Genomic DNA, 11,705 nt, shown 5'->3' on the forward strand with positions numbered 1-11,705 from the left:
GCTATACCGGCGGTACGACGTTACGGAGTGTTTCTGATGGATATGGCTTTGGTTGCCAGCGCGCTTGCCATGAAGGCAGCGGGAACGCAGCAGCAGATTTCGACCTCGATCATGAAGTCGAATGCCAACATGGAAAAGAACACTGTGCTCACGCTGCTCGGTGGCGCACAGCAGGCCTCCCAGGCCAATCTCGGCGCGGGCGTCGGCGGCAACGTCGATATCGCCGCTTAAGGCGCTGTTGAAGCTGGCCGTTCGCGACTGGACGCAGCAGTCAGTGTCGCGCGAAAATGGCTCGGCGGCGCGCCGATGATGCGCTTGAAGGCGCGGCTGAACGCGGCTTCCGATTCATAGCCAAGCCGACGTGCGACGACCGCGATCTTCAGGCGGTCGCGAACGAGCCACTGCTTTGCTTCCTGCATCCGCAATTGCGCGACGTAACGGGCCGGCGTCTGGCCGACGACATTGGCGAAGCGCAACGCAAATGCCGAGCGTGACGCATGCATGACGTTGGCCAGCGCCTCGACGGTCCAATCCCTGGTCGGGTCGCGATGGATCGCAGCGAGAACCCGGCCGATACCGGGATCGCGCGCTGCCGCGACCCAGCCGGCAGAGCCGCAGCCCTTCTCCACCCAGTTGCGGATCAGTGAAGCGGCGACAACGTCGGCCAGCCGCGTCAGCATGCCGCCGGCACCGACGCGATCCAGCGCCAGTTCGGACGTCATGGCCTCAAGCAGATGCGGGATGGCGGGCTCGTCGGTGGCAAGTTCGTGCATCTGCATCAGCTCAGGCATCATCAGAAGTAACGGGTGCTGGCTGTCGAGGTTGAAGGTCATGCCGGCACCGAACAGCACGGTTTCTTCGCCATCTCTATTGCCACCGCTGCAGGTGTCGAGGATGCCGCAGCACACCGGCTCGAACTGGCAATTCTCGACCGGTGCCGGGAAGGCATCGGGTGAACTCGCCAGCGCATGTTCCGCGCCGCGCGGCAGCAAGACCGCATCACCTGGTTCAAGGCGGACCCACGCGTTATCCAGAGTTCGCAGCCAGCAGCCGCGTTCGGCGACGAAGTGGAATTGCGCCTTCGGCCGTGCCGGGAATACCAGCCCCCACGGTTCGGTCATGCGGCAGCGGACGTAATCGACGCCCTCAATCTTCAAGCCCCGGAGCATTTCGGTCAGGGGGTGAGTGGCGACAGGTGTGGACGAATGATCAAGCATTGAGGGTTTTCTAGCATGGAAACTCCAGGAGGTCATCTCCATCTCCGGGGTCCCTGCTGGAGACTGCCATGACTGATTCCGCCACTGCTGCACTTGAGGCCGATGTTTCTCCCATAATCACTGAGCGGACGGACGCGGCCTGGGCGGCTGTTGTCTCCTTGATGCTTGGCGCGTTCAGCCAGGTCACGGCTGAGTTCCTGCCGGCCAGCCTACTCACGCCGATCGCCACCGATCTCGGCGTCTCGGTTGGCGCTGCCGGGCAGGTGGTGACGGCGACCTCCCTTGTCGGGATCATCGCCGGACTTGCGACGGCCATTGTGACACGCGCCATGGATCGCCGCGTCGTCCTGTGGTCACTCACAGTGCTGCTGATCGTGTCCAATCTGCTGTCAGCTACCGCAAGCAACCTGCCGATCCTGTTGCTTGCCCGCGTGCTGCTCGGCATCAGTCTCAGCGGTTTTTGGGCAATGGCAACGGCCACAGCGATGCGGCTTGTTCCGGCGGAGGCGCTGCCGCGCGCGATCTCGCTGATTTTCAGCGGTGTTTCGATCGCCACCGTCAGCGCTGCGCCCATCGGTGCATATCTTGGCGATCTGTGGGGCTGGCGGAACGTGTTTTTGCTGGCGGCCGCTGTCGGCGCCGTCGTGCTCGTCTTTCAGGTGCTGACGCTGCCGCGCTTGCCGCCGCTCACATCACCGGATGTGCGCACGCTGTTCGTGCTGCTGCGTCGGCCCAGTGTCCGGCTTGTGATGATCGCAATCGCCGTCAGTATCTCGGGCCACTTCGCCGGCTTCACTTACGTCCGGCATTTCCTCGAACAAGTGCCGCAGCTTCCGGTCACTGCGATCTCGCTCGTCCTGCTGGCTTATGGCGTTGGCGGTTTCTTCGGCAATTTCGCGGGCGGGGTGCTTGTCGCCCGCAGTGCGAAACTTGCGATCGTCACGGGATCTGCGGCGATCGCCGTGCTCGCGCTGGTGCTGTTTGTCTTTGGCGCTTCGGGCCTTGTCGCGGGCATCGCAGTTGGCCTCTGGGGTTTTGCGTTCGGCGTGCTGCCGGTTGGCTTCCAGACATGGATGGTGCGGGTCGCATCGGACGAAGCTGAATCTGCGGGCGGCCTGCTCGTGTCGGCTTTCCAGGTCGCGATCACGGTTGGCGCAGTCGTTGGCGGCATTCTGGTCGACGGTTTCGGTCCGTTCGGTGCCGTTGGTTATCTCGCAGCGGCGACACTGGCGGGCGCGCTGCTCGTATTGCTGTCGCGCAGCGGCGGCGAAGTGCCGGCCTGAAGCGCGAAGGGAGGCAGCAGCCTGCTGCCTCCCGGCTTCTCTTACGCGACCGGTGTGATCCAGCCGATCCCGGCACCGCCGGGCTGCAGCAGGATTGCGAGCCGGCCGACATCGGGAATGTCGAATACCGGCCGCATCAGCGTCGCGCCGGCCGCGACGGCTTTCTTCACTCTGATATCGACATCGTCGACCGCGAGATACGGCATCCAGCCATCGGGTACATTCTCGTAGCCCGGGCCTTCCGCGTGGAAGATGCCGCCGACCGGCACATTGTCCATCATTGCGATCCAGTAGATGCCGCCGCCCGCCAGCTTCTTGGCCTGATAGGTCCAGCCGATGGTCTCCTGATAGAAGGCTTTCGCGCGCTCGGGATCGCGCGTCACGAATTCATTCCAGTTGAAATGACCGTGCGGCGTCATGGCGTCCTCCGTTGTTGCGTCAGACTGAAACCAGCGTCTTGAAGCCACCATAGATCATGCGCTTGGCATCGAACGGCATTGCCTTCGGATCCATCATCTTGGCGAGGCGCGGATCCTTCATCACTTTGGCGTTGATGCGGTCGCGATCTTTGCGCGTCTTGTAGATGATATAGGAAAACATAACGGTCTCATCGGGTTTCAGTTTCACGCTGCGCGGGAACGATGTCCATTTGCCGACGCTGACGTCATCGGCGACACATTCCTGATAGTCGAGTGCGCCGTATTCGCGCCAGATTTTGCCGGCCTTGCGCGCGATGGCCGCATAGGCTTTCAGCTTCTTCTTCGGCACCGGAACGAGGAATCCGTCGATATAGGCCATTGGTCGTTTCTCCCTGCTGTCATGCGTCGGCGCCGGGCGCGCGTGGCCCGGTTGTTTTCAAGACGAACGCAATTGCGTTCATCCGACAGCATTCTGGAGAATTTTGCGATCCGCGCAGGCGGCCGTATGTCGCAGTTGTCTGTGCCGTGGTCTTCAGAAACTGGCCGCGGCGGGCTTCACCGCCGCTTTCAGCAGCTTGATGGCATCTTCGCTGTCCCATTCGGCAGGGCCGGCGATGGTCGCGATCTCGCAGCCCTTGCCGTCGATCAGCACCGAGGTCGGCATACCCAGCGCACGGCCGATGCCCTTGAGGTCCTGGAACACCTTGGCTGAGGTGTCGGTGAAATAATCCAGCCGGTTGAGGCCGCCGTCTTTCAGAAAGGCCTTCGGCTTCTCGGCGTCGCGGGTGTCGATATTGATCGCAACGACCTGGAAATCCGGGCCGCCGAGCTTGGTCTCGAGGTTGTTCAGCGCCGGCATTTCCTTGCGGCAGGGCACGCACCAGGTGGCCCACAGGTTCACCAGCACCGTCCGGCCGCGCCAGTCGGACAGCTTCTTCTCCTGGCCATCGGCATCCCTGAAAGCGAGGTCCGGCAGTTTCAGTGGCGTCTTGGCCATGGTCAGGCCGGCAACTTCGCCGCGCGCCAGCGGTTCGATCTTCTTCGACAGCGCGATGGCCGGTGCGCAGGTCGGATCGCCCGGCGCAGCCTGCTGCCGCAGCCGATCCATATTGGATACCGCGGCAAAGCCGATCACGGCGCCGACGAGCACCGCGCCGAGCACGATCAGGCGGCGTTTGGCCGGACGGGGGGCAGGCTGGTCGGGCATAGGGTTTGTCATTCGGTCTCAGTTAGGGCTATGCAACGGTTGGCGACGGACGATCCGTCGGCTGCGGTTAAAGATGAGTGACAATTCATGGCTTCGCGCAAGGGCAACGGCAAGTCCAGCAATGACGGTAAGGGCTCCAATGTGAGCAACAAGATGTGGGGCGGGCTGTTCGATGAAAGCCCCGACGCCATCATGGAGGAAATCAATGTCTCCATCGACGTCGATCGCCACCTCTATGCCCAGGACATTACCGCGTCCAAGGCCCATGCTGCGATGCTTGCCAGGCAAGGGATTATCACCGCGAAAGATGCGAAAAATATCGCAGGCGGTCTAGACACGATCCTGTCAGAGATCACCAAGGGGGCGTTCACATTCAAGCGTGCGCTCGAAGACATTCACATGAATGTGGAGAGCCGGCTCGGCGAGCTGATCGGCCCGGCCTCCGGCCGCTTGCACACCGCGCGTTCGCGCAACGACCAGGTCGCGACCGACTTCCGTCTGTTCGTGCGCGATACGATCGACGAGATCGATGCGGCCTTTGCGTCGCTGCAGCGGGCACTGGTCGATCGTGCGCTGGAGCATGCCGACACGGTCATGCCAGGCTTCACCCATCTGCAGACCGCGCAGCCCGTGACCTTCGGTCATCATCTGCTGGCCTATGTGGAAATGGTGTCGCGGGATCGCGGCCGCTTCGCCGATGCGCGCAAGCGCCTCAATGAAAGCCCGCTCGGCGCTGCGGCGCTGGCCGGTACCTCATTCCCGATCGATCGCCATGCCACAGCCAAGGCGCTGGGCTTCGATCGCCCGATGGCGAATTCGCTCGATGCGGTGTCGGACCGCGATTTCGTACTCGAGACGCTGTCGGCGGCTTCGATCGCGGCCGTGCATCTGTCGCGCTTCGCCGAGGAGATCGTGATCTGGACCTCGCCGCTGGTTGGTCTCGTCAGGCTTTCGGACAAGTTCACCACCGGCTCCTCGATCATGCCGCAGAAGCGCAATCCGGATGCCGCCGAACTGGTCCGCGCCAAGACCGGCCGCGTGATCGGATCGCTCACCGGATTGTTGATTGTCATGAAGGGCCTGCCGCTGGCCTATCAGAAGGACATGCAGGAGGACAAAGCGGGCGCGATGGAAGCCTATTCGGCGCTATCGCTGGCGATCCGCGCGATTGCCGGCATGGTCCGCGATCTCGTGCCCAATGAGGAGCGCATGAAGCTTGCTGCCGGCGAGGGCTATGCCACCGCCACCGATCTGGCGGACTGGCTGGTACGGACGCTGAAAATGCCGTTCCGCGAGGCGCATCACGTCACCGGCCGGATCGTCGGCATCGCCACCAAGAAGGGCGTGGCGTTGCACGAGCTCGACCTGAAGGAGATGCAGGCTGTCGAGCCGAAGATCACGGCAGAAGTGATGAAGGTGCTGTCGGTGGAATCCTCGGTGAAGAGCCGGGTCAGCTATGGCGGCACGGCGCCGAAGAATGTGACGTCGCAGGCGAAGGCCTGGCTCAAGCGACTGGAAAAAGAGCGGAAATTGGGCTGAGCGGGCCCGGCGTGCGAAAATTCAATGGATTTCGGGGTCTCGCCAGAGCGCAGCAATCTTTGTATGGTGCGCCCGCATTTGGGGATTTCGCTGTGACTTGTCCGACCCGCCCTGCGTCCGCGCGATGGGCCATTCTCGTTCTGACCGCTTCTGCTTTGGCGCTGGCTGGCTGCGGCCGTAAAGGCGGCCTCGATCTGCCGCCACAGGCATCCGCGCAGCCGATGGGCACCGGCGCTCCGGCAGCGGATCCCGATGCACAGTCGGCTGCCAACAAGGGCAGGGACGTGTTCGCGCCTTCGAACGGTGTCGATGAGGGCCCGCCGGCAGCGACTCGTGGTCGCAAGAAACCGTTCCTGCTCGATCCGATCCTGGACTAACTCGCCATGCGCCATTTCGACTATCGCAACGGCGTGCTGCACGCCGAAGGCGTTGATATTGCTGAAATGGCGGACGCCGTCGGCACGCCGTTCTATTGCTATTCGACCGCAACGCTGGAGCGGCACTACCGCGTCTTTACCGAGGCCTTTGCCGATACCAAGGCGCTGGTCTGCTACGCCATGAAGGCGAATTCCAACCAGTCGGTGCTGCGCACGCTGGCCAAGCTCGGCGCGGGCGCTGACGTGGTCTCCGGTGGTGAATTGAAGCGCGCGCTCGCCGCCGGCATTCCGCCGAAGAAGATCGTGTTTTCCGGCGTCGGCAAGACCGCGGACGAGCTGCGGTTGGCGCTCGATGAGGATATTCTCTGCCTCAATATCGAGTCGGAGCCTGAACTCGCATTGCTGTCGGAGATCGCCAGCGAGACCGGCCGTACGGCGCGGATCTCGATCCGCGTGAATCCCGATGTGGATTCCGGCACGCATGCCAAGATCTCCACCGGCAAGTCCGAAAACAAGTTCGGTATCCCCATCAGCAAGGCACGCGAGGTCTATGCCCGCGCTGCGAAGCTACCGGGCATTGAGGTCACCGGCGTCGATATGCATATCGGTAGCCAGATCACCGATCTCGCCCCGATGGAGCAGGCATTTCGCATCCTGGCCGATTTTGTCACCGTGCTGCGCAACGACGGCCACACGATTTCGCATGTCGATTTCGGCGGCGGTCTCGGCATTCCCTATTACGAGGACCGCGCCGCACCGCCGGAGCCGATGGCCTATGCGGCCATGGTCAAGCGCGTGACGCACAATCTCGGCTGCACGCTGATGTTCGAGCCCGGCCGCATGATCGTCGGCAATGCCGGCATTCTCGTTGCGCGCGTCATCCATGTGAAGCATGGCGACGGCAAGACTTTCGTCATCATCGATGCGGCCATGAACGATCTGATCCGCCCGACTTTGTACGAGGCCTATCACGAGATCCTTCCGGTGGCGGCGCCAGCGCCCGGTGCGAAGCTGGCGGCTGTCGATGTGGTCGGCCCTGTCTGTGAGACCGGCGATTACCTCGCCCTCGACCGCAAGCTGCCGGAGCTGAAGTCCGGCGATCTGCTCGCGATCATGACCGCCGGCGCCTATGGCGCCGTGCAGGCGGGAACCTACAATACCCGCGCGCTGGTCCCGGAAGTGCTGGTGAAGGACGACCAGTATGCGGTGGTTCGCCCGCGCATCGAAGTCGAGCAGCTGATCGCCATGGACAAGGCCGCGCCCTGGTTGTGACTCTTGTCCCTCCCCCAAGCGGCGTAGCCGCGCAGCGGGGAGGGTGGATCGACCGCGCAGCGGTCGAGACGGGTGGGGTATATCCTCACGCTCGCGCCTGCGGAGGCACCCCACCCCGGCCTATCGGCCGACCCTCCCCACTGCGCTTCGCTTGGGGGAGGGATGCCACTACCATCGGTGTGCTCCTGCCTCACGCCTTCGTGACCCCAATCGCTCCGAATCGACTTAGGCTCAGGCTTTGCATGTGCACGGATGGCCCTTGTGCCATGCCTCATTGCCGCCGCCGTGCTAGTGTGTCGTGCGGTAACATCGGAGATCGTCGTTGAGCGCTGCGCCCCCCGACCGACCAGACCCCCAACGCGACGTACATGCCGATCGTCAGGCGGCGGCACAGCTTCAGCTCGCGCAGGCGCTGCAGCGCGCCCGGCTGGCGATTGGCTGGGAGCGGGGGTGGCCGCATCTGGCCCGGCTGCTCAGTGTCGTCGGGTTGTTTCTGGCGGCGTCCTGGGCCGGTCTGTGGCTGACGCTTCCCTTCACGGCGCGTGCCATCGGTCTTGCGTTGTTCGTCATCGCTGCGCTGGCGACGCTCGTTCCTCTCCTGAAGTTTCGCTCGCCATCGCGTGAAGAGGGCTTGTCGCGCCTCGATCGCGGCACCGGCATTGCGCATCGTCCCGCAACGGCGCTGACCGACACGCTGTCGTCGCAGGACCCGATGGCCCGGGCGCTGTGGCTGGTTCAGCGCGAGCGTACGCTGGCCTCGCTCAAGAAAATCCGCGCTGGCCTGCCGTCGCCGCGCCTCGCGATCCATGACCCCTGGGCGCTGCGCGCCATCGTGATCGTGCTGCTGTTCGCCACCTGGTTTGCCGCCAGTGGCGAGCGCGGCGCACGCATCATGGCGGCGTTCGACTGGAACGGCGTGCTGGCGCCGGCGAATGTGCGTGTCGATGCCTGGATCACGCCGCCGCCTTACACCGGCAAGCCGCCGATCATCCTGTCTGCCGCCAACAAGGATGCGTCCACGGCCGATGCCGCTGCATTGCCGGTGCCGTCGAGCTCGACGCTGATCGTGCGCTCCAGCGGTGGTGCGCTTGATGTCGTTCTCACCGGCGGCGTCGCTGACGTGGCGCCGACGGCGGAAGCCCCGAAGGGCACCAACGAAAAGCATTTCACCATCACGTCTGACGGGACGGCACATGTCCGTGCGCCGTCCGGCCAGCCGCAGTGGAAGTTCACGGCAACGGGTGATCGTCCGCCGACCATCGCGCTCGCCAAGGACCCGGAGCGTCAGGCGCGGGGTTCGCTGCAGATGTCCTACAAGCTCGAGGACGACTACGGCGTTACCGAAGCCCATGCGCAATTCGCCGCGCGTCCCGCCGAGAGCAAGGATGGCATCAAGGAAGCCGCCAAGCCGCGGCCGCTGTTCGATGCGCCGTCATTTGCGCTGGTGCTGCCAAATGCGCGCACGCGCAACGGTGTCGGCCAGACCGTCAAGGATCTCAGCGAGGATCCCTATGCCGGCGCTGATGTCACTCTGACGCTGACCGCGAAGGATGAAGCTGGCAACGAGGGCAAGAGCGAGCCGTTCAGCATGCGACTGCCGGAACGGCTGTTCACCAAGCCGCTGCCACGCGCGCTGATCGAACAGCGCCGTATCCTGGCACTCGACGCCAATCAGCGCGGCCAGGTCTCCTTCGCGCTGCAGGCCCTGATGATCGCGCCGGAAGCTTTCACGCCGGAAGCCGGTCAGTATCTCGGGCTGCGCAGTGTTGCCACCCAGATCGAACGCGCCCGCACCGACGCGGCTCTGAAAGAAGTCGTTGCGAGTCTGTGGGCGCTCGCCGTCACCATCGAAGACGGGGACATCACCGATGTCGACAAGGCGCTGAAGGCGGCGCAGGACGCGCTGAAGCAGGCACTGGAGCGCGGCGCCAGCGACGAAGAGATCAAGAAGCTCACCGAGAACCTGCGTGCGGCGCTGGACAACTTTCTGAAGCAGCTCGCCGAGCAGATGAAGCAGAACCCGCAGCAGCTGGCGCGTCCGCTCGACAAGAACACCAAGGTGATGCGGCAGCAGGACCTCAACAACATGATCGAGCGCATGGAGCGGCTGTCGCGCTCCGGCGACAAGGACGCCGCCAAGCAGTTGCTCGAACAGATGCAGCAGATGCTGGAAAACCTGCAGATGGCGCAGCCCGGCCAGTCCGGTGACAGCGAGATGGATCAGGCGATGAACGAGCTTGGGGACATGATCCGCAAGCAGCAGCAGCTGCGCGACAAGACCTTCAAGCAGGGCCAGGACCAGCGCAACGAGCGCCGCCGCGGCAAGCAGGGCGAGCAGGGTATGGGCGATCTGCAGCAGGATCAGCAGAACCTGCGCGATCGCCTCAAGCAGCTGCAGGACCAGCTCGCCAAGCAGGGCATGGGCCAGGGTCAGAAGGGCCAAAAAGGACAGCAGGGGCAAAAAGGCCAGCAGGGTCAGCAAGGGCAGGGCCAAGGTCAAGGCGGCGACGACCAGGCGGACGCTGATGGCGACGGCGACGGTGATGGTCTCGGCGATGCCGACAGCGCCATGGGCGATGCCGGCGGCCAACTCGGTGAGGGCAATGCCGATGGCGCGGTGGGTTCGCAGGGCAAGGCGCTCGATGCGCTCCGCAAGGGCGCCCAGAAGCTCGCGCAGGCCATGCAGCAGGGCGAGGGCGAAGGCCAGAACGACGGCCCCGGCAACAATCCCGGCCGCCAGCAGAGCGGTGGCCGGCAAAGCGATCCGCTCGGGCGTCCGCTGCGTGGCCGCGAACTTGGCGACGACCTCACGGTGAAGATTCCCGGCGAGATCGATGTGCAGCGCGTGCGGAGAATCCTGGAAGAGTTGCGTCGTCGCCTCGGCGACACGACGCGGCCGCAGCTCGAACTCGATTACATCGAGCGGTTGCTGAAGGATTATTGAGCGGAATTTTGAAGCGCCGACCTCAGTAATATCCCTCCCCCTTGCGGGGAGGGTCGGCCGATAGGCCGGGGTGGGGGTGCCACAAGCAGCGCTCTCACGTGGGGCGAGACCCCACCCGTCTGGCCTTCGGCCAGCCACCCTCCCCGCTGCGCGGCTTCGCCGCTTGGGGGAGGGATAAGAAATGCCCTCTATCCCTTGTTCTTTACCGCCAGCGCATCCGCCACCGCAGTGCGGATATCCGCCACCGAAAACGGCTTCGTCACCACATCATGCACGATTGCATTCAGTCCGGTCGCGCGTTCGCGCTGGTCGGCGTAACCGGTCATCAGCAGGATTGTGAGCTCGGGGAAATCGCGCGCGACGGACAGCGCCAGCGCAATGCCGTCCATGACAGGCATCTTGATGTCGGTCAGGAGCAGGTCGAATGCGCCGCCCTGCTCGGTAAGGATCTCCAGCGCCTCGGCGCCGTCTTCGGCCGTGACGATCTCGTGGCCATCCATGGCGATGGCGCGGCCGACCAGCAGCCGCATCGATTCTTCGTCATCAGCAATCAGGATACGCGCCACGACAACTCCTTGGACTTACGCGCCGGCGACGTCGCGCTTGGTGAAGAAACGCACATCGATACTGCGGCCCTCGGCCGGCGGCGAGGCCAGCCGCGATCGAAACCATGTCTTGTCGCCGGGATTGAGGCCGGGCTGTTCGAGCACGGCGTTCCAGCCATATATTTCAGTCCCCTTCTCGTCACGTACCACGAAACGCAGGCGCGGCAATGCGGTGGGCGTGCGGGTTTCGGACACGATCAGGCCTTCGATGAGCAAGACCGACTTGCCATCGACGGTCTCGGTGGTGACCTTGACGTCCTTGAAGGCAAGGCCGCGCACATTCACGTCGAGGCCGACCGCCTGGTAGAAAGTCGCGGTCTGCGGCATCAGCTTGACCAGGTCGACGCGCCAGATCACCAGTGCGAGCAACAGCGACGCCATGGCCGCGGTGGCGATCGGCAGGCTGTGACGTGGCATGACGAACAACCGCGGCAGCGACGGCACGAAACGGCCCAGCACGGCAAGGCGCGACGGCGGGGTGGCCCGCATCGCGGCCACCGCGTCGTGCTGCGCCAGCGTGGCCCAGTCGGCCTCCTCGGTACGATCATTGGCATCGACCGGCCAGTCGGCTGAAATCGAGGGGCTTTCCACCACCGGAACGTTCGGCGCCGAGGCGTCGTCGTCCTCGGTCACGCCCCAGGCGCTCATATCCTCGTTCGGATCCGGCTCGCTGGCCTTCGCCGCCATGGCGGGAACGCGGGCTTCGGCGCGGGAGAGGTCCTCCGGCCGCGCCAGCCAGACTTCCTTGCAGCGGGCGCAGCGCACCGTCCGTCCGGCATCGCCGAACGTGGCCGGGTTCACGGCGTAGGACGTCGTGCAATTGGGGCAAACGATATGCATGG

12 protein-coding genes are annotated in these 11,705 nt (G+C 64.2%); 6 read left to right on the forward strand and 6 right to left on the reverse strand.

Features of this window, described 5'->3' with window-relative positions:
• Positions 1–36: 36 nt before the first annotated feature.
• The gene (locus AB7951_RS01610) at positions 37–231 is read left to right on the forward strand and encodes a putative motility protein (RefSeq protein ID WP_439061963.1); all 195 of its coding nucleotides are present in this window, start codon (positions 37–39) and stop codon (positions 229–231) included.
• On the opposite strand, the gene AB7951_RS01615 is transcribed toward AB7951_RS01610, so the two are convergent.
• Positions 228–1,217 carry an AraC family transcriptional regulator gene (locus AB7951_RS01615; RefSeq protein ID WP_439061962.1) on the reverse strand — a complete coding sequence of 330 codons (990 nt, stop codon included), beginning with the start codon at positions 1,215–1,217 and terminating at the stop codon, positions 228–230. The two genes, AB7951_RS01610 and AB7951_RS01615, sit on opposite strands and share 4 nt — an antisense overlap.
• 68 nt (positions 1,218–1,285) lie before the next feature.
• On the opposite strand from AB7951_RS01615, the gene AB7951_RS01620 reads away from it, so the two are divergent.
• Positions 1,286–2,500, forward strand: a complete 1,215-nt coding sequence (locus tag AB7951_RS01620; protein ID WP_439061961.1) for an MFS transporter — start codon at positions 1,286–1,288, stop codon at positions 2,498–2,500.
• A gap of 41 nt (positions 2,501–2,541) precedes the next feature.
• Here the strand turns inward: AB7951_RS01620 and AB7951_RS01625 are convergent, their stop codons facing one another.
• The 3 genes from AB7951_RS01625 to tlpA all read right to left on the reverse strand — a co-directional run bounded on the left by AB7951_RS01625 (position 2,542) and on the right by tlpA (position 4,126).
• A complete protein-coding gene (locus tag AB7951_RS01625; protein ID WP_120287245.1) occupies positions 2,542–2,919 on the reverse strand; it encodes a VOC family protein in 378 nt (125 codons plus the stop codon).
• Positions 2,920–2,938: 19 nt separating this feature from the next.
• The gene (locus AB7951_RS01630; protein WP_439061960.1) at positions 2,939–3,298 is read right to left on the reverse strand and encodes a DUF1428 domain-containing protein; all 360 of its coding nucleotides are present in this window, start codon (positions 3,296–3,298) and stop codon (positions 2,939–2,941) included.
• 153 nt (positions 3,299–3,451) lie between these two features.
• Positions 3,452–4,126 (reverse strand): thiol:disulfide interchange protein TlpA, encoded by a 675-nt coding sequence (tlpA, locus tag AB7951_RS01635; RefSeq protein ID WP_439061959.1) that lies wholly within the window; start codon positions 4,124–4,126, stop codon positions 3,452–3,454.
• A 141-nt stretch (positions 4,127–4,267) separates the two neighbouring features.
• Between tlpA and argH the strand changes: the two genes are divergently transcribed.
• From argH to AB7951_RS01655, 4 genes are all read left to right on the forward strand, one after another.
• On the forward strand, positions 4,268–5,665 hold the full coding sequence (gene argH / locus AB7951_RS01640; RefSeq protein ID WP_093758146.1) for an argininosuccinate lyase: 1,398 nt from the start codon (positions 4,268–4,270) through the stop codon (positions 5,663–5,665).
• A gap of 92 nt (positions 5,666–5,757) precedes the next feature.
• Positions 5,758–6,042, forward strand: a complete 285-nt coding sequence (gene lptM / locus AB7951_RS01645; RefSeq protein WP_089267832.1) for an LPS translocon maturation chaperone LptM — start codon at positions 5,758–5,760, stop codon at positions 6,040–6,042.
• Positions 6,043–6,048: 6 nt separating this feature from the next.
• Positions 6,049–7,314: a diaminopimelate decarboxylase gene (lysA, locus tag AB7951_RS01650; RefSeq protein WP_089267614.1), complete on the forward strand. Its 1,266-nt coding sequence runs from the start codon at positions 6,049–6,051 to the stop codon at positions 7,312–7,314.
• Positions 7,315–7,636: 322 nt separating this feature from the next.
• Positions 7,637–10,258, forward strand: coding sequence for a TIGR02302 family protein (locus AB7951_RS01655; RefSeq protein ID WP_439061958.1), 2,622 nt, complete (start codon positions 7,637–7,639; stop codon positions 10,256–10,258).
• A 188-nt stretch (positions 10,259–10,446) separates the two neighbouring features.
• Here AB7951_RS01655 and AB7951_RS01660 read toward each other — a convergent pair whose 3' ends face one another.
• Together AB7951_RS01660 and AB7951_RS01665 are read right to left on the reverse strand one after the other, a co-directional pair.
• Positions 10,447–10,824 (reverse strand): response regulator, encoded by a 378-nt coding sequence (locus AB7951_RS01660; protein WP_120287241.1) that lies wholly within the window; start codon positions 10,822–10,824, stop codon positions 10,447–10,449.
• A gap of 15 nt (positions 10,825–10,839) precedes the next feature.
• A complete protein-coding gene (locus AB7951_RS01665; protein WP_120288022.1) occupies positions 10,840–11,703 on the reverse strand; it encodes an MJ0042-type zinc finger domain-containing protein in 864 nt (287 codons plus the stop codon).
• Positions 11,704–11,705 lie beyond the last annotated feature (2 nt).

This window comes from Tardiphaga sp. 285_C5_N1_2 (assembly GCF_052076065.1).
Classification (GTDB): Bacteria; Pseudomonadota; Alphaproteobacteria; order Rhizobiales; family Xanthobacteraceae; genus Tardiphaga; species Tardiphaga robiniae.